This window comes from Kitasatospora herbaricolor (genome assembly GCF_030813695.1).
Taxonomy (GTDB): Bacteria; Actinomycetota; Actinomycetes; order Streptomycetales; family Streptomycetaceae; genus Kitasatospora; species Kitasatospora herbaricolor.
This window is the reverse complement of the sequence record NZ_JAUSVA010000002.1, coordinates 6675722-6694081: the sequence shown is the minus strand read 5'-3', so window position 1 is coordinate 6694081 and position 18360 is coordinate 6675722. Positions and strand designations below refer to the sequence as shown.

At 74.4% G+C, this 18360-nt stretch carries 12 protein-coding genes and 1 pseudogene; 2 read left to right on the top strand and 11 right to left on the bottom strand.

All coding sequences use genetic code 11. The annotated features are described in order from the left end of the window. The first annotated feature begins 146 nt into the window (after positions 1–146). Positions 147–509 carry a DUF952 domain-containing protein gene (locus J2S46_RS29400; protein ID WP_191293122.1) on the top strand — a complete coding sequence of 121 codons (363 nt, stop codon included), beginning with the start codon at positions 147–149 and terminating at the stop codon, positions 507–509. Positions 510–601: 92 nt separating this feature from the next. On the opposite strand, the gene J2S46_RS29395 is transcribed toward J2S46_RS29400, so the two are convergent. The 10 genes from J2S46_RS29395 to pyrG form a co-directional block, all read right to left on the bottom strand. Next, entirely contained in the window at positions 602–1582 is a 981-nt protein-coding gene (locus J2S46_RS29395) for a helix-turn-helix domain-containing protein (RefSeq protein WP_190214067.1), read from the bottom strand. A 234-nt stretch (positions 1583–1816) separates the two neighbouring features. Then, the gene (locus J2S46_RS29390) at positions 1817–3445 is read right to left on the bottom strand and encodes a pseudouridine synthase (protein WP_191293123.1); all 1629 of its coding nucleotides are present in this window, start codon (positions 3443–3445) and stop codon (positions 1817–1819) included. A 64-nt stretch (positions 3446–3509) separates the two neighbouring features. After that, positions 3510–4103, bottom strand: coding sequence for an SMC-Scp complex subunit ScpB (scpB, locus tag J2S46_RS29385; protein ID WP_229913206.1), 594 nt, complete (start codon positions 4101–4103; stop codon positions 3510–3512). A gap of 455 nt (positions 4104–4558) precedes the next feature. Beyond that, on the bottom strand, positions 4559–5575 hold the full coding sequence (locus J2S46_RS29380; RefSeq protein ID WP_307351659.1) for a segregation and condensation protein A: 1017 nt from the start codon (positions 5573–5575) through the stop codon (positions 4559–4561). A gap of 79 nt (positions 5576–5654) precedes the next feature. Further along, complete coding sequence (locus tag J2S46_RS29375) at positions 5655–6227, bottom strand: hypothetical protein (protein ID WP_229913201.1); 573 nt, start codon at positions 6225–6227, stop codon at positions 5655–5657. Beyond that, positions 6224–7282, bottom strand: a complete 1059-nt coding sequence (locus tag J2S46_RS29370) for a ParA family protein (RefSeq protein ID WP_191293125.1) — start codon at positions 7280–7282, stop codon at positions 6224–6226. The genes J2S46_RS29375 and J2S46_RS29370 overlap by 4 nt, the downstream gene beginning before the upstream one ends. A 564-nt stretch (positions 7283–7846) precedes the next feature. Beyond that, positions 7847–8965 carry an alanine dehydrogenase gene (gene ald, locus J2S46_RS29365; RefSeq protein ID WP_191293126.1) on the bottom strand — a complete coding sequence of 373 codons (1119 nt, stop codon included), beginning with the start codon at positions 8963–8965 and terminating at the stop codon, positions 7847–7849. 257 nt (positions 8966–9222) lie between these two features. Then, positions 9223–11646, bottom strand: a complete 2424-nt coding sequence (locus tag J2S46_RS29360) for an AAA family ATPase (RefSeq protein ID WP_191293127.1) — start codon at positions 11644–11646, stop codon at positions 9223–9225. Positions 11647–11839: 193 nt separating this feature from the next. Then, positions 11840–12487, bottom strand: coding sequence for an NUDIX domain-containing protein (locus J2S46_RS29355; protein WP_191293128.1), 648 nt, complete (start codon positions 12485–12487; stop codon positions 11840–11842). Positions 12488–12584: 97 nt separating this feature from the next. After that, the gene (pyrG, locus tag J2S46_RS29350) at positions 12585–14261 is read right to left on the bottom strand and encodes a CTP synthase (RefSeq protein WP_370882259.1); all 1677 of its coding nucleotides are present in this window, start codon (positions 14259–14261) and stop codon (positions 12585–12587) included. A 664-nt stretch (positions 14262–14925) separates the two neighbouring features. Between pyrG and J2S46_RS29345 the strand changes: the two are divergent. Further along, positions 14926–16842 (top strand): annotated as a pseudogene (locus J2S46_RS29345) (glycoside hydrolase family 15 protein); the annotation flags it as partial. 126 nt (positions 16843–16968) lie between these two features. Here the strand turns inward: J2S46_RS29345 and J2S46_RS29340 are convergent. Then, a complete protein-coding gene (locus J2S46_RS29340; RefSeq protein WP_191293130.1) occupies positions 16969–18135 on the bottom strand; it encodes a glycosyltransferase family 4 protein in 1167 nt (388 codons plus the stop codon). Positions 18136–18360: the final 225 nt, after the last annotated feature.

Genomic DNA, 18360 nt, shown 5'->3' with positions numbered 1-18360 from the left:
GACCGGTGACCGCCCCGCCCGCCCCCGCCGCCGGGCGGGGCGGCGGGCGCGGGACGGACGGGCGGCGCCGGTGGGGTTGTGACACCCCGGGGCAAAGGCCGCCCGCGAGTGGCCGATGTGACGGCGATTCGGGGTAGAACAGGAGAATGATCCTGCACCTCGCCCCCTTGGACGACTGGCTCACCGACCCCGGGCGGCCGTACGCCACCGCCTCGCTGCTGACCGACGGGTTCATCCACTGCTCGGCGGACGAGCGGACGGCGCTCGCGGTGGCCAACGCCTTCTTCGCCGACTCCCCCGGCCCGCTGATGGTGCTGCTGATCGAGGAGTCCCTGGTGGAGCCGATGGTCAAGTGGGAGGCCGCGGACGGCGGGCCGGTGCCGGGCGCCACCCCGGGCGTCCTGTACCCGCACATCTACGGGCGGCTGAACCGCAGCGCGGTGGTCGGCCTGGAGAAGGTGGAGCGCGGGCCGGACAAGCGCTGGGCCAGCCTCTCCCCCTGGAGCTGAGCCGGGCCGCTGCGGGCGGCCCTGGGGCCCGGCCGGTGCCCCGGCCGGCGCGGGAGCCTGCTCACGAGCCCTCGGCGCCGGGGGCGCCCAGCTCACAGCCAGCCGCGCTCCCGGGCCGCCATACCGGCCTGGAACCGGGTGGTGGCGCCCAGTTCGCGCATCAGGCTCTGCAGCCGGCGCTGGGTGGTGCGGGCGCTCCAGCCGAGCGAGCGGGCGATCGACTCGTCGGTGAGGCCGGCGGCGAGCAGCCCGAGCAGCTTGCGGTGGTCGGCCTCGGGCTCCAGCGAGTCCTCGCCGGAGCCGATCGCGGCCTGGAGCTGGACGGCCCGTTCCCACTCGGCCTCGAACAGCGTGTCCAGGGCCTGCAGCAGCGCGGAGGGGTGGATCACGTAGGCGGCGTCCAGAACGCTGTCGCCGACGCTGATCGGGACGATCGCCATCCGGTCGTCGGACATGATCATCTTCATCGGGAGGACCGGCCGCACCCGGGCCTCCTCGCCGTCCTCCACCCCGACCAGGATGTTCTTCTCCAGCCGGCCGGGCCAGGCGACCGCCTCCCGGTCGTAGATGGTCCGCAGCCGCAGACCCTCCTTGAGCCGCCGGCGCTGGACCGGGTTGTCGGCCACCGGGTCCTGGATGTACGGCGGGCAGTCGAAGCCGCGCACCTGGTACTGGCTGGTCTCGGTGATGTGCTCCAGCCGCTGGGCGATCGCCTCGCCGCCGGTCAGCACCTCGACCGAGTGCGCCGGGTCGGTGTAGCGGGAGGCCTCCCGGAAGGCGTCCATCAGCCGGTGCATCTCGGCGCGGGCATGCCGCAGTTCTGCCTCACGGTGGCCGATCAGGGTGCCGATCGCGACGTCGGGGGCGACCGGCAGGAACCGCTGCCGGTCGACCGGGGCGCGGGTGGCCATGCCGTGCTGGGCCAGCCGGTCCAGCGCCCGGCCGCTCTGCTGCAGCGTCAGCCCGCACTGCTCGGCCAGGTCCTCCGCGGTCGACTGCGGATTGGCCACCAGCGCCGAGTAGACCTGTCCGTCCGGCTCGGCCAGTCCCAACGCGCTGAGTGCTTCGGACACGACGTTCCTCCCCCGTTCGCCTCTGTGCTCCGGTAGTGGCGCACTCCCGCCACACGGCGGGTCGATGTCAGGTGGCAATCCTCTGCCACAGATCATCCGGCTGACAAGGCGGTGCGGCCAGGTTCACATCCCGCCGCCGGACGGCGAGAGGGCCTCCCCGCCGAACGGCGGGGAGGCCCTCATCAGCAGGTAGGAGACTCCTGCGGTGACGCTGTCCTAAGGTGTGGCACCCGCCTACAGGCCGACCTCGTTCATCAGCTGGCCGACCTCGGGGTTGGTGAGGCGGCGCAGCCAGCCCGACTTCTGGTCGCCCAGGGCGATCGGGCCGAAGTGGGTGCGGACCAGCTTCTCGACCGGGTAGCCCGCCTCGGCGAGCATCCGGCGGACGATGTGCTTGCGGCCCTCGTGCAGGGTCACCTCGACCAGGTAGTTCTTGCCCACGTTCGAGAGCACCTTGAAGCTGTCGGCGCGGGCGAAGCCGTCCTCCAGCTCGATGCCCTGGGCGAGGATCTTGCCCAGGTCGCGCGGGATCGGGCCCTGGATCGCGGCCATGTACGTCTTGGTGACGCCGTACTTGGGGTGGGTGAGACGGTGGGCCAGCTCGCCGTGGTTGGTGAGCAGGATGATGCCCTCGGTCTCGGTGTCCAGGCGGCCGACGTGGAACAGCCGGGTCTCCCGGTTGGTCACGTAGTCGCCGAGGCACTGGCGCCCGTCGGGGTCCTCCATGGTGGAGACGACGCCGGCCGGCTTGTTGAGCGCGAAGAACAGGTACGACTGGGTGGCGACGGTCAGGCCGTCCACCTTGATCTCGTCGTGCTGCGCGTCGACCCGCTTGCCCTGCTCGGTCACCAGCTTGCCGTTGACCATGACGCGGCCCTGGGTCACCAGTTCCTCGCACGCCCGGCGGCTGCCCATGCCGGCCCGCGCCAGCACCTTCTGCAGGCGCTCGCCCTCGGGCTCGTCGAAGGTCTTCGGCAGCTTCACGGCCGGCTTGTCGTGCCGGGCCAGCACCGCGTCCTCGATCTTGGCCTGCAGCTCACGCGAGCGCTGCGGCTGACGACGCGGGTCGCCCGGGGCGCCCTGGCCCTCCTTGCGCGGGGCCTGGGTGCGGGGGCGCTGGCTCTGCGGCAGCGCCTTGCGGGCGCCGTAGTGCCCGCCGGAGCCGAACTCCGGACGGTCGTACTTGCGCTCCTCGGGGCGCAGCGGACGGTCCGGGTACTGCCGGCGGTCGTCCCTGCGGTCGTCGCGCCGGTCGTCCCTGCGCTCGTACGAGCCGCCGCCGGAGCCACCGCGCGAACCGCCCGAGCCACCCGAGCCGCCCCCGTAGGAACCGCCACGGCTGCCGCCGCCGGAGCCGCCGCCGTACGAGCCACCACCGGAGCCGCCACGCGAACCGCCGCCGTACGAACCGCCGCCGGAGCCGCCCCCGTAGGAACCGCCGCCCGACCCGCCACGCGAACCGCCGCCGTACGAGCCGCCGCCGGACCCACCACGCGAACCGCCCGAGCCGCCGCCGTAGGAACCCCCACCGGAGCCGCCACGCGAACCGCCGCCGTACGAACCGCCGCCGGACCCACCGCCGTACGAGCCACCACCGGAGCCGCCACGCGAACCGCCGCCGGAGCCGCCGCCGTACGAGCCACCACCGGAGCCGCCACGCGAACCGCCGCCGTACGAGCCGCCGCCGGAGCCGCCGCGCGAGCCGCCCGAGCCTCCGCCGTACGAGCCGCCGCCCTGCTGGCCGCCACGGCCGCCGCCGTAGGAACCCCCGCCGGAGGAGCTTCCGCCCCGGGCCCCACCCTGTCCGCCACGGCTGCCGCTGCCGCCGCCGCTGCTGTTCCTGCCGTTACCACTGCTACGCATCAAAAAGTCCGTACGTCGATTCCGTCTGGGATGTGCAAGTCGTCTCGGCCGACCTCACCGCCCCCTACCGATCAGACGCAGCCCGATCGGTCTCACCGCTGCGGACCGCAGATTGCGCGGTAGCGGCGGCGACCGCATCCGCGATCATCGTGCCCTCCAGGGACTCCGCTTCCACGTCGTCGACCTCGGGCAGGAAGGGCGCGAGCTCCGGCAGCTCGTCCAAGCCGCGCAGCCCCATCCGTTCCAGGAAGTAGTTCGTCGTCCGATACAGGATCGCACCTGTTTCGGGCTCGGACCCGGTTTCTTCCACCAGTCCTCGCTGTACCAGGGTACGCATCACACCGTCGCAGTTCACACCACGGACGGCCGATACCCGCGATCTGGACACCGGCTGCCGGTACGCGACCACCGCCAGCGTCTCCAGCGCGGCCTGGGTCAGCCGGGCCTGCCGGCCGTCCAGGACGAACCGGTCGACGGCCGGCGCGCAGTCGGCCCGGGTGTAGAAACGCCAGCCCCCGGCCACCAGCCGCAGGTCGAAGCCCCGGCCCTGCGCGGTGTACTCGGCGGCCAGGTCGCGCAGCGCGGCCGCCACCTCGGCGCGCGGGCGCTCCAGCACGTCGGCCAGGTGGGCCTCGCCGGCCGGCTCGTCGACGACCATCAGGATCGCCTCCAGCGCCGGCCGCAGTGCCACCACCGGCCCGGTACCGACCCCGGCCTCCACCGCGGCGTCCGCGCCCGGGCCCGCAGCCGTGCCTGCCCCGGCGGACCGGGGGGCGCGGACGGGCGGCGCCGGTGCGACCGGCTCGGCCTGATGGGGCAGCCGGGCGCCTTCCTCCGCCGCCGGCGCGGGCGGCTCGGAGGGCGCCGGCAGCGCGGACGGCCGGGGTGCGAGCGCCGATTCGCGCTCCGGGGCCGCCGTCACGCCCTCCAGTACGCCCGTCCCGGGGTTGTGGGCGGGCTCCTGCCACTCCTCGGCGCGCGGGCGACCCGGGACCCCGAGCGGGCGCCGCGCGGGCCTGCGGGCCCCCGGGAGGGCCGCGTCGCCGGGCGCGGCGGGCCGGTCGGCGGGCTGCTCGGTCCGGGCGCCCTCGGCCCCGTGGTCGTCGGCCGCGGTCATCGCGGATCACCGTCCTCGCGGGTTCTGCCGGTGCTGACTGTCGTCCGGGTACGCCGGGCCGGGCCGGAGCCGGGCGAGCCCGGGCCCGCGGCCCCGGCGTCCGGCTCCGCCTCGCGCTCGGGCTCACCCGGCGGGCGGTCGAACTCGTCCGTCACCTCGACCACCGCCCGGTCCGCCTCGGCCACCCAGCGCACCAGGAGGTCCCCGAGCGCCTCCGGCTGCTCGAAGGCGAGCACCCGCTCGCGGTACAGCTCCAGCAGGGCGAGGAAGCGGGCGACCACCACCAGGTTGTCCGGGGCGTCCGCGACCAGTTGCGCGAAGGTGGCCTCGCCCAGGGAGCCGAGCAGCCCCACCACCAGGGCGGCCTGCTCCCGCACGCTGACCTGCGGGGCGTGGATGTGGTCGATGTGGACGACCGGCGCCGGCCTGGGGGTCATCGCCCTCGCCGCCAGCCGCGCGAAGTCCTCGGGGCCGAGGGTGATCACCACCTCGGGCAGCAGCGCCGCGTGCTGCGGCTCCAGGCCGGCCGTACGGGGGGCCCGCAGCAGTTCGGCGGCCCAGTGCTCGCCGAAGATCGCGGCGGCCCGCTTGTACGCCCGGTACTGCAGCAGCCGGCGAGAGTTGTACGCCCGGTACTGCAGCAGCCGGGCGAAGAGCAGGTCGCGGGCCTCCAGCAGGGCGAGGTCCTCCTCGTCCTCGACCTCGGCGGCGGGCAGCAGCCGGGCGGCCTTGAGGTCGAGCAGGGTGGACGCGACGACCAGGAACTCGGTCGCGGCGTCGAGGTCCCAGTCCGGGCCCATCGCGCGGATGTGGGCGATGAACTCGTCGGTGACCTTGGAGAGCGCCACCTCGGTGACGTCCATCCGGTGCTTGGCGATCAGGCCGAGCAGCAGGTCGAACGGGCCCTCGAAGTTGTCCAGCCGCACCTGGAAGCCCCCGCGCTGCTGCGGCCCGGCGGGTGGGGCGTGATCAGCGGTGGTGGCGGCAACCGGGGTCTCGTTCGTGCTCGGCATGACGGTCCATCTTCACCCGGACCCGCCGCACCGCCCGACCCGGGGGCGCCGACACGCCGCCCCGGCGCCGCCCGGCGCCTCAGCGCCCGCGCAGCCGCCGGACCAGGATGCTGGCCTCGCCCCGCTGTTCCAGGTCCGCCAGGACGACCGCGATGGCCTCCCGGACGATCCGGCCGCGGTCGACCGCCAGGCCGTGCTCGCCCCGCAGCACCAGCCGGGTGTGCTCGAGGTCCATCAGCTCCTCGGCGGACACGTACACGGTGATCTTCTCGTCGTGCCGCTCACGGCCGCTGGGGCGGCGCGGCGCCCGGCCGCGCGGCCGGGCCCGGCGGGCGGGGTCGCCCGCGCCCGTCTCGTCCTCTGCGGCGCCGTGCTGGCGGCCCTGCCCCGCGCCCTGGGCCGGCATGCCCGCGCCCGGCTGGCCCGCCTGCCCTCCGGACCCCGGCTGGCCGTGCGACGGCGCCGGGACGGTGGGCCGCTCGCCCTGGCGCTCGGCACCTGGGCGGCCGGTACGGGGGTCCCGCCCGGCCTCCTCGGCGCCGGCGGCCCGTGCGGTCTCCGTCTTGGGCGCCTCGGCCGGCCGGCTCAGGGAGGGCGACAGCGCCATCCCGCCGGTGGTCCGGAACAGTTCGTCGGCACCCGGGAGACTCACTCGGCGGGGCGGCACCGGTCGAGCACCTCCCTGGCGAGCTGGCGGTAGGCGGCGGCGCCGACCGAGTTGGTCGCGTACGTGGTGATCGGCTCGCCGGCGACGGTGGTCTCCGGGAAGCGCACGGTGCGGCCGATGACGGTGTGGAAGACGTGCTCCCCGAAGGCCTCGACCACCCGCGCGAGCACCTCACGGCTGTGCACCGTGCGGGAGTCGTACATGGTGGCCAGGATGCCGTCCAGCCGCAGCTCGGGGTTGAGCCGCTCGCAGACCTTCTCGATGGTCTCGGTGAGCAGCGCGACACCGCGCAGCGCGAAGAACTCGCACTCCAGCGGGACGATGACGCTGTGAGCGGCCGTCAGGGCATTGACCGTCAGCAGGCCCAGCGAGGGCTGGCAGTCGATGATGACGAAGTCGTAGTCGGGCAGCAGCGGCTTGAGCGCGCGTGCCAGCGCCGACTCCCGCGCCACCTCGCTGACCAGCTGGACCTCGGCGGCCGACAGGTCGATGTTGGAGGGCAGCAGGTCCATCCCGGGCACCGCGGTCTTGAGCAGCACCTCATCGGCCGTCAGGCCGCGCTCCATGAGCAGGTTGTAGACCGTGACGTCGAGTTCCATCGGGTTGACCCCGAGGCCGACGGAGAGCGCGCCCTGCGGGTCGAAGTCGACCAGCAGCACGCGGCGGCCGTACTCGGCGAGGGCGGCGCCCAGGTTGATGGTCGACGTGGTCTTGCCGACGCCGCCCTTCTGGTTGCACATCGCGATGATCTGCGCGGGGCCGTGCTCGGCCAGCGGCGCGGGGATCGGGAAGTACGGCAGCGGCCGGCCGGTGGGGCCGACCCGCTCGCGGCGCTGGCGCGCGGCGTCGGGGGCCAGGGTGGCGGCGTACTCGGGGTCGGGCTCGTACTCGGCGTCCGGGTCGTCGTAGGCGCCGTAGGCGAACTCGCCGTAGGCCAGGCCGTGTGACGGCAGGTCGGCGTCCAGGTCGATGACCGGCGCGGTGGCCTGGCGGGCCTCGAAGGTGCGGACCGCGACCGAGCCGACCTCGGCCGAGCCCACGGTGGCCTGCCGGGCCCCGGGCCCCTCACTCGGCTGTCCGGCGGTGTGCCCCGCCAGTCCTGGCTGACCACCCCCGGGAGCAAATGTCGACTCATTCACAAGTCGTCTTACCTCCTTGGGCATCCAGGACTCTATGTCGATTCGTCAGCGTGGCAGCATGCCGACGGTTTGCGACTCTAGGCCGTTTAAGGCGTTCGCAGCAACACAATCCACGGTAGTGGGCAGGATGTGTCGACTATCGGGCCACCCGCTGTCAAGGGATGGGCGGGCCCTTGACCCTAACGTTTCTGCGGTCGGGTGACGCGACCCACAGAAATTGACGACACTCGCGCGGTGCCCCGACGGTGAACGATCCGTGACCGCACGGTGTCCTTGCGGCGACTGCGCGCGGACGCCTCCCGGGCGTGCCGACGGACGCCCGGGAGGCGTCCGCGGGGCCCGACGGGCTGCCGCCCGGCGCCGCGGGCGGCCGTTCGCGGGCATGCCGAAGCCCCCGGCCCGAGGGGAGCGGGCCGGGGGCCGGCAGCCCGCCCCCGAGCGGGGGCGGGCCTGGCTGAGGGGGCGTCAGGCGAGCACGCTCTCCAGGGAGACGGACTCCAGGCCGAAGGCCTCGGCCACACCCGCGTAGGTGATCTGGCCCTCGTGCGCGTTCAGGCCCTTGGCCAGCGCGGCGTCCCGACGCAGGGCGTCCTTCCAGCCGCGGTTGGCCAGCTCCACGATGTAGGGCAGCGTGGCGTTGGTCAGCGCGTAGGTGGAGGTGTTCGGGACGGCGCCCGGCATGTTCGCGACGCAGTAGAAGACCGAGTCGTGGACCTGGAAGGTCGGGTTGTCGTGCGTGGTGGCGCGCGAGTCCTCGAAGCAGCCGCCCTGGTCGATCGCGATGTCGACGAGCACGGAGCCCGGCTTCATCCGGGAGACCAGCTCGTTGGTGACGAGCTTGGGGGCCTTGGCGCCCGGGATCAGGACGGCGCCGATCACCAGGTCGGCGTCGAGGACGGCCTTCTCCAGCTCGAACGCGTTGGAGGCGATGGCCTTGATCCTCGTACCGAAGATCTTGTCGGCCTCGCGCAGCTTGTTGATGTCGCGGTCGAGCAGGGTCACGTCGTAGCCCATGCCGATGGCGATGGTGGCCGCGTGCCAGCCGGAGACGCCACCGCCGATGACGACGGCCTTCGCCGGGTGGGTGCCGGGCACACCGCCGGGCAGGGTGCCACGGCCGCCGGCCGGACGCATCAGGTGGTACGAGCCGACCTGCGGGGCCAGCCGGCCCGCGACCTCGGACATCGGGGCGAGCAGCGGCAGCGCGCCGTTGGCGAGCTGCACCGTCTCGTACGCGATGGCGGTGGTGCCGGACGCGAGCAGCGCGTCGGTGCCGGCCCGGTCGGCCGCCAGGTGCAGGTAGGTGAAGAGGGTCTGGCCCTTGCGCAGGCGGTGGTACTCCTGCGCGATCGGCTCCTTGACCTTCAGCAGCAGGTCGGCCGTGGCCCACACCTCGTCGGCGGTGGGGAGGATGGTCGCACCGGCGGCCACGTACTCCTCGTTGGGGATCGAGGAGCCGACGCCGGCGTTGTCCTCGATGTAGACCTCGTGTCCGTTACGGACCAGCTCATGCACGCCGGCGGGCGTGATGGCCACGCGGTACTCGTGGTTCTTGACCTCGCGGGGGATGCCGACCTTGGTCACGGCTAAACACGTCCCTCTTGCCTGTGGTCCCAGCCGGGGGAAGACCGGTGGGCGACGCGCGCGGAAGCCTCCGGAAGACACCGGGGCACAGTTCGCTGCGCGACTAGGTTCGAGTGTAATGAAGCCCAGGCGGCGTGTCAGCCTTCCAAACTGACTAAATCAGCCGGACACATTGGCAGGTTCGTAGGCTTGCTAGGCCACTTCCCCGCCAAAATCGAGCAAAAACGGCATCTGCGACATTACTCCGAAGCCGATCGTCACCAACCGCCATCGACCTGCTCGCGCAGCCGCTGTACGGCAGCCGTGACGGCCTCCCTGCCCTGCTCGTCCCCCAGCCTGCGCAGCACCGCGAGGGACGCCCGGTACTCCCGCTCGGCCTCCTCGAACCGCCGCTGGGCGACGTGCGCCTCCGCGACCCTGGCGAGCAGCCGGGCCTCGGCCGGCTGGTCCCCCAGGGTCTGCCGCAGGGCCAGGGCCCGCCCGTACGCGTCGGCGGCGCGGACCGCGTCGCCCAGCGCGCGGTGGCAGCCGGCCGCGCCCTCCAGGGCCCGCGCGCAGGCCGGCTCGTCCGCCGCCTCGCGGGCCGCTCCGAGAGCCGCGCGGAAGCGCTCCGCCGCCTGCTCCCAGTGCCCGGCCGCGACGTGCAGGTCGGCCAGGTTGAGCAGGGCTGCCGCCGCCCGCCTGGGGGCGCCGTGCCGCTCGGCCACCCGCAGCACCATCTCGTGCAGTTGGTGCAGGTCGGCCGGGGCGGCGGCGCCGGTCAGCGGCAGGGCGCGCAGCAGCGCGGTCACCAGCCGGCCGGCCGAGCCGTCCAGGTCACCCTGGCCGATGGCGTCCGCCACCGCGCCCAGCAGCAGGTCCCGCTCGCCGAGCAGCCACTGGCGGGCCTGGACGGCGCTGCGCAGCCGCAGCGGCCCGGGCAGCGGCTCGGGCGCCGGCCCGCCGGCCGGGTCCAGCAGGGCGCGCGCCGAGTCCACCAGCCGGACCAGCCGCTCCAGCAGCCGGGCCCGGGCGAGTTCGGTCTCGGTCGGGCGGTCGACGGCCTCCCGCAGCTGGACCAGCCTGGGGTGCAGCCGGCCGGGCACCCGGTAGCGGGGCGTGCCGTCGGCGGCGGGGGGCTCCTCGCCGAGCAGTTCGTGGGCGGCCAGCGCCGCGAGAGCGGCAGCCGCCTCCGGGGCCGGGCAGCCGACCAGCGCGGAGGCGGTCCGGAGGTCGGCGATCTGGGCCGGGGCGAGGGTCAGGGTCCGCAGCATCCGCGCCTGGGCCGGCGGCAGCGTGCCGTAGAGCAGGGTGAAGGCGCCGATCAGCGGGTCGTTGTCCGGTACCGGGACCGGCTCGGCCGTGCCCGGCGGCAGCACGGCCGGGGGCCGTTCGGCGGCGTCCCCGGCCGCGGCCGCGGCGGCGGCCGTCCCGGCCGTGGTCCCGGCGGCCGGCCCGGTGCCGGGTGCCACCGGTGGGGTCCGCAGCGCGTGGCCGGCCGCGGGGGCCGGGCGGCCCGCTGGGGCCCGGCCCTTGCGTCCCTTGCCGGCCCGGCCCGCCGCCGGCCGGGTGTCCGGCGCACCGGCCGCCCCCGCGGGCGCGGCGGCGCCCTTGCCCGGCGCGCCGCCGGCGGGCGTCCCGTCCACCGGCTTCCCGCCCACGAGCGGCGTGCCCGGCGGCGTCGGACCGGCCGGCGTCACACCCCCGGGCGTCCCACCGACGGGCAGGGCGTCCGCGCGTCCCCGGTTGACGCCTGCCCCGCCGGCCTGGGCCGCGTCGGCGCTCTTCGTCCCTCCCGGCGTGACCGCGACGGCGGCCGGCCCGGCCGTGTTCCGCACCGCCGCGCCGTTCACCCCGCCGGACTTCGCGGTACCGCCCTTCGCGGACCCGCCCTTCACCGCACCGGCCTTCACCGCACCGGCCTTCACCGCACCGGCCTTGGCGGCGCCGCCGACCGTCCCGGTCACACTGACCAGCTCACGCGCCGCGTCCGTGACGGCCGCCTTGGGGTTGGCCCGCAGCCAGCCGGCCATCAGCCGCAGCGCGGCCGGCCGCGAGGCGCAGGCCTCGGCCAGGTCCGCGCCGCCGACCGGGTCGCAGCTGATCCGGTTCCCGCCGACCAGCTCACCGAGCAGGCCGACCGCCGTGGGCTGCTCCAGACCGCCGAGGATGCACGGGTCGATGTCCTCGATGCCGGTGAGCGGGCCGGCCGTGGTGGCGACCACCAGGCAGCCGGGTTCGTCCGCGAGCAGCGGCCAGAGCTGGCCGGCGTCCTTGACGTCGTCCAGCAGCAGCAGCACCCGGCGGCCGGCCAGCGCGGCGCGCAGCCGGACGCAGGCCGGGTCGTCGCGGCCCTCCTCGCCGGCGCCGGGCAGCAGCATCGCGTCCACCGGCGCGCCGAGCTGTTCCAGCAGCCGGCGGGCGACCTGGCCGGGCGCCGCCCGGCCGCCGTCGGGGGCGGAGAGCCGGGCGAAGAGCACGCCGTCGGGGTAGTCGGCGGCGACGTCGCGGGCGAAGCGGACGGCCAGCGTGGTGCGGCCGGAGCCGGGGCGCCCGGCCAGCACCAGGACGGGGCTGCGGCCGTCCGCGGGCCGGGCCGCGGCGGCCCGCAGGGCGGCGAGTTCGGTGCGGCGCCCGGCGAACACGGCGGGCCCGGCGGGCAACTGGTCCGCGGCTCCGTCCGGGGCCGGCCGTGCGTCCATCGTCGCCGTCTTCCTCGCCACCAGCGCCACTCCCGACCTGTCACTCAGCGAAGCCGGCCCGTCCAGGGCCCTGTTTGCGAAGCGTAGTTCGAGCGCGGTCCGGCGGGGGGCACCGCGGGGCCGGGATCCGGTCGTACGAACCGGTAAATCACCCCCGTGGATCAACGGCCCGGCGGGCGGGCGGCCGGGCCGGTCAGCCGTGCTCGAACGGCCGGGCCGGCCAGGGCGATCCGGCCGGGCGCAGCGCGGCCGTCCCGCCGGGGGCGGCCAGCGCGGCCCGCAGCGCGAGCACGCCGGTGACCAGGGTGGGGTTGTGCAGCTCGCCGGCCAGGACCAGCGCGACCAGCTCGTCCAGCGGCACCCGGGCCAGCTCGATCTCCAGTTCCTCGCCGTGCGCGGCGTAGCGCTCCTCCTGCGCCTCGGCGAGGTCGGTGGCGAGGAAGAGCCGCAGGGCCTCGTCGGTGCCGCCGGGGGAGGTGTAGAAATCGACCAGGACCTTCCACTCCCCCGCCTTGCAGTGGGCCTCCTCGTACAGCTCGCGCTGGGCGGCGTGCAGCGGGTTCTCGCCGGGGACGTCGAGCAGGCCGGCGGGCAGCTCCCAGAGCCGCTGGCGGACCGGGTGGCGGTACTGGCGCACCAGCAGCACCCGTTGCCGGGTGTCGAGGGCGAGGACGGCGACCGAGCCGGGGTGGATCTGGTAGTCGCGGCGCGCGACGGAGCCGTCCGGCATCTCGACCTGGTCGCTCCGTACCCCGGTGACCCGGCCGCGGAACGGCGTCTCGGTGCTGAGCACCCGCCACTGCTCGGCCTCGTCCCGGATCGGCTGCGTTGCGTGCGTCATCGCTCTTCTCCCCTTTTCGTCAGTACGACGCTAATGTACGCGGAACGGCGGCCGCGCGGGTGTCCGCGCGGCCGCCGTCCGATGGAGCGGGGACCGACTACTCGCCGCCGGTCTTGATCTTGATGGCGGCGGCCACCAGACCCGCGAACAGCGGGTGCGGGCGGGTCGGGCGGGACTTCAGCTCCGGGTGGGCCTGGGTGGCCACCAGGTAGGGGTGCACCTCGCGCGGGTACTCCACGTACTCGACCAGGTCACCCTTCGGGGAGAGGCCGGAGAACTGCAGGCCGGTCTTCTCCAGGTCGGCGCGGTACGCGTTGTTGACCTCGTAGCGGTGGCGGTGGCGCTCGTCCACGTACTGCTCGCCGCCGTAGACCTCACGGACGATCGAGCCCTCGGCGAGCTTCGCCGGGTAGAGGCCCAGGCGCATGGTGCCGCCCAGGTCGCCCTTGCCGTCGACGATGGCCAGCTGCTCGGCCATGGTGGAGATCACCGGGTACTTGGCGGCGGCGTCGAACTCCGTCGAGTTCGCCTCCGGCAGGCCGGCCAGGTTGCGGGCCGCCTCGATGACCACGCACTGCAGGCCCAGGCAGAGGCCCAGCAGCGGCACCTTGTTCTCACGGGCGAAGGTGATCGCGCCGACCTTGCCGTCCACACCGCGGTCGCCGAAGCCACCGGGGATGCAGATCGCGTCCACGTCGCCCAGCTGCTCCTGCGCCCCCTCGGGGGTGGCGCAGTTGTCGGAGGTCACCCACTTGATCTCGACCCGGGCGTTGTTGGCGAACCCGCCGGCCCGCAGCGCCTCGGTGACCGAGAGGTAGGCGTCGGGCAGGTCGATGTACTTGCCGACCAGCGCCACCTTGACGATGTGCTGGGGCTCGTGGACCCGGCGCAGCAGGTCGTCCCAGGTGGTCCAGTCGACGTCGCGGAACGGGAGGTCCAGGCGGCGCACCACGTACGCGTCCAGGCCCTCGCCGTGCAGCACCTTGGGGATGTCGTAGATCGACTTGGCGTCGATGGCCGCGACCACGGCCTCCTCGTCCACGTCGCACATCAGCGAGATCTTGCGCTTGATGGCCTGCGGGACCTCACGGTCGGCGCGCAGCACGATCGCGTCCGGCTGGATGCCGATGTTGCGCAGGGCCGCGACCGAGTGCTGGGTCGGCTTGGTCTTGAGCTCGCCCGAGGGGCCGATGTACGGCAGCAGGGAGACGTGCACGAAGAAGACGTTGTCCCGGCCGACCTCGTGGCGGACCTGGCGGACGGCCTCCAGGAAGGGCAGCGACTCGATGTCGCCGACGGTGCCGCCGACCTCGGTGATCACCACGTCGACGTCGTCGGTCGCCATCCGGCGGATCCGGGACTTGATCTCGTTGGTGATGTGCGGGATGACCTGGACGGTGTCGCCCAGGTACTCGCCGCGGCGCTCCTTGGCGATGACCGTGGAGTAGACCTGGCCGGTGGTGACGTTCGCCGAGCCGTGCAGGTTGGTGTCGAGGAAGCGCTCGTAGTGGCCGACGTCCAGGTCGGTCTCCGCACCGTCGTCGGTGACGAACACCTCACCGTGCTGGAACGGGTTCATCGTGCCCGGGTCGACGTTCAGGTACGGGTCGAGCTTCTGCATCGTCACGCGCAGCCCGCGGGCCTTGAGCAGGGCTCCGAGGCTGGAGGCGGTGAGGCCCTTGCCGAGCGAAGAGGCGACACCCCCGGTGACGAAGAGGTGCTTGGTCGTCACGGCGCGGCCGTTCAATGCCTTGCCGGAATGGGGCTGTGCCAAGAGGGGGCTCCCGTGGGTCGCGTGTCGATGTGACTAGGGGCGGGGGCCCTCGGCTCGCCTCGCGACGCGGAGCAGGTGCTCGGTGAGCGTGCTCGGCCGGGTCTCTGGAGGAGCTCCGGCGGGGTCGTCGGTCGGCTGGTCCGGGGCGTTTGACCCCACCAGTCCACGGGATACCAGGGTATCAGTGAGCCGGACCGGCTGCCTTCCGGCCCGTCCCCGGGTGCGCCGGAGCGGCCCCGACCGGGCCACGGGAACCGGCCCGGAAGGATCACCTCCGCATGGCCCATCAGGATGATCCTCCGACCGGACCCGCCGAAGAACGGCATTTCGGCCGGAATATGCCGCCACACGGGCCACTGTGCATGTGCTCAGCCCCACCTGCCCGACGTAAGCTGCACGGACGCATCGCCGACAGCAGAGCACGCGGAGGGCGAGGGAGGGCCAGCACACCCCTCGGTCCCCGATGCGCGACCGGACCTCCCCGTCACCCCGTTCCTCCCCGCCCCGCGGGGGCCCACCTCAGCCCCTCGCGAAACACCCGCCGGCCCCGCCACCACCGCGGCAGGTCCGCCGAGGTGCCAGGCGGGGTCGGACCGGGATCGCTCCCGCTCGCTCCAAGCCGTCGCCGTACGCGTCGTGCCCACCTTGCGAACTGGAGATCCACGTGGCCGGCCGTATCGAGGACTACGCACTCATCGGGGACATGCAGACCGCCGCCCTGGTCAGCAGGGACGGGGCGGTGGACTGGCTGTGTCTGCCCAGATTCGACTCCCCGGCCGTCTTCGCCGGGCTGCTGGGCACCGATGAACACGGGTTCTGGCGGATCGGCCCGGCCGAGGCCGTCGCCGCCCCGGCCGCCCCCAGCACACCGGCGCCGCGCAACCCGTTCACCGAAACGGGTGAACTCCGGATCCCGCCGCCGACCGCCGCGGCCCCCGCCCTGCCCGCCGACCGCCGGCGCTACCGCGGCGACTCGCTGATCCTGGAGCAGGAGTGGGACTCCCAGGGCGGCAAGGTCCGGGTGATCGACTTCATGCCGCCCCGGCCGCTGGCCGGCCGCGACTCGGTGCCGCAGATGATCCGGATCGTCGAGGGCCTGGAGGGCAAGGTCCGGATGCGCTCCGCCCTGCGGATGCGGTTCAGCTACGGCCGGGTCGTCCCCTGGGTGCACCGGGTCGAGCAGGCCGACGGCGGCCACCGCACCGTCGCCGTCGCCGGCCCCGACTCGGTCTGGCTGGACGGCGAGGCCGAGACCTACGGGCGCGACCTCACCACCTACGCCGACTTCACCGTCCGGGCCGGCGAGCGGATCGCCTTCGCCCTCACCTGGCAGGCCTCGCACCTGGACGCCCCCAGCCCGCCGGACGCCGAGGAGATGCTCGCCGCCACCGAGGACTTCTGGCGCGACTGGGCGGGCCAGTGCACCTACCAGGGCCCCTACCGCGAGGCCGTGGTCCGCTCCCTGATCACCCTCAAGGGCCTCACCTACGCCCCGACCGGCGGCATCGTCGCCGCGCCCACCACCTCGCTGCCCGAGGACATCGGTGGCGAGCGCAACTGGGACTACCGCTACACCTGGCTGCGGGACGCCGCGATCACCCTCTCCTCGCTGCTGCGCACCGGCTACCGGGACGAGGCCCGGGCCTGGCGCGAGTGGCTGCTGCGGGCCGTCGCCGGCGACCCGGAGAACCTGCAGATCATGTACGGCATCGCGGGCGAGCGCGAGCTCACCGAGTCCTCGCTGGACTGGCTGCCCGGCTACGAGGGCTCCCTGCCCGTCCGGGTCGGCAACGGCGCGGCCGGCCAGCTCCAGCTGGACGTCTACGGCGAGGTCGTCGAAGCCCTGCACCTGGCCCACATGACCGGGCTCACCCGCAACGACCACGCCCACCACCTCCAGCTCAAGCTGATCAGCTACCTGGAGGAGCACTGGACCGAGCCCGACGAGGGCATCTGGGAGGTCCGCGGGCCGCGCCGGCACTTCGTGCACTCCAAGGTGATGGCCTGGGTCGCCGTCGACCGCACCATCAAGCTGCTGGAGCAGGCCCCGGCCGACGCGCCGGACGACGGCTCGCTGGAGCGCTGGCGGGAGCTGCGGGAGACCATCCACCGGGACGTCTGCGAGAAGGGCTACGACCCGGAGCGCAACACCTTCACCCAGTACTACGGCGGCCGGGAGCTGGACGCCTCGCTGCTGCTGATCCCCCAGGTCGGCTTCCTGCCGGCGGACGACAAGCGGGTCATCGGCACCATCGAGGCGATCCAGCGCGAGCTGTCCACCGAGGACGGCTTCGTCCTGCGCTACCCGACGCACGACGGGGAGGGCAACAACGTCGACGGGCTGTCCGGGCACGAGGGTGCGTTCCTGGCCTGCTCCTTCTGGCTCGCGGACGACCTGGCGATGATCGGGCGGGTCACCGAGGCGCGGGAGCTGTTCGACAAGCTGCTGTCGCTGCGCAACGACATCGGGCTGCTCGCCGAGGAGTGGGACCCGCGGCTCAAGCGCCAGGTCGGCAACTTCCCGCAGGCTTTCAGCCACGTGCCGCTGATCGACACCGCGCTGCGGCTGACCGCCTGCGGCGGGGCCTACCTGTCGGCCCAGCCGGCCGGCCACGCGGACGGGCCGGCGGCGGCCGACCTCGGGGAGCAGGCCACCATCTGAGCCCGGCGGCCGGCCCCGGCGCCCCCGCCCGGGGCGCGCCCGGGGTCAGCCGCGCTGCACCAGTTCGTCGTACGTGCTGAGCACCTGGGCCACCGTGGCGGCCTCGTCCGGCCAGGTGCCGGACTGCTGGCGGCCGGCCTCGGCCAGCAGGCCCCGGCGGTCCGGGTCGGCCAGCAGACCGCGCACCGCGGCGCCCAGCGCGGGGGCGTCCCCCGCCGGGACCAGCACGGCGGCGTCGCCGACCAGCTCGGGGATCCCTCCGACGGCCGTGGAGACCACCGGGACACCGGCCCGCATCGCCTCCTGGACCACCAGCGAGCGGGCCTCCCAGCGGCTGCTGACCACCACCAGGTCGGCGGCCGCCAGCAGGTCGGGGACGTCCGTGCGGTAACCGAGCAGCTCGACCGGCAGGCGCTCGGCGGCCACCCGCTCACGCAGTGCCGGGCCCTCCGCACCCTCGCCCGCGATCAGCACCAGCGGCCTGGGGTCCAGACCCGACAGCTCCCGGGCGGCGTCCAGCAGCTGCCCGAAGGCCTTCTGCGGGACGAGACGCCCGATCGCCAGTACCAGCGGGCGGTCGGGGCCGCCGCCCAGCACGGCGGCCCGGGCGGCGGAGCGGTCCAGGGAGCCCGGCGGCATCGGCGGGGCCGCGACCGGGCCGAGCCGGGCGTCGGTGGCGCCCAGCTCGCGGGCCCGGGCGACCAGGTCCGAGGAGGCGCCGAGCACCAGGTCGGCGGCCCTCGCCACCCGGCGCTCCATCAGCCGCTGGAGCCGGCGCTCCATCCCGGTGGCCAGCATCGCCTGGTGCGAGGTGACCACCAGCGGGGTCTCCGGGCGCAGGCCCGGGAACCGGCCCGCCGTACGCAGCGCCAGGTCGGAGAGCAGCCCGGCCCGCAGGCCGTGGGCGTGCACCACGTCGGCGCCGGTGAAGGCGCGGCGCAGCTCGCCGATCGCGGCGGCGTCGCTGCGGGCGCCGGCCGTGGGCGTGATGTCGACCAGGTGGAACCTGGCGCCGGTCCGGGAGAAGCCGAACAGCGCGTCCGCCCCGGCGGGCGCGCAGACGGTCACGGTCACTCCGTGCGCGACCAGGCCCTGTGCCAGGGAGCGCACGTGCGCGCCGATGCCACCGGTACCGGCGGACAGGACGAGTACCACGTGCAGCTGCCCCGGTTCGGGGGCGGCCGCCGAGGTCCGGGCAGCGGATGTGTCCACGTCGTCTCGCTCCGACTCGATCAGGTACTGATCGCCGCTTCCGGGTCCCGCTCCTCCCGGTGTTGTGGCCGGGGAGGCGCCCCCTCGCCCGTGGTGGTGGGCAGGGAGCCGGTGGGGCCCGCGAGCGGCGCTCGGGACTGGAAGGCCAGTGTCCAGGCGCCACGATGCCAGGTCGGCGGGCTTCTTGGACAGTCGGCACCACGATGGGGTGCGTCCTGGCCACCG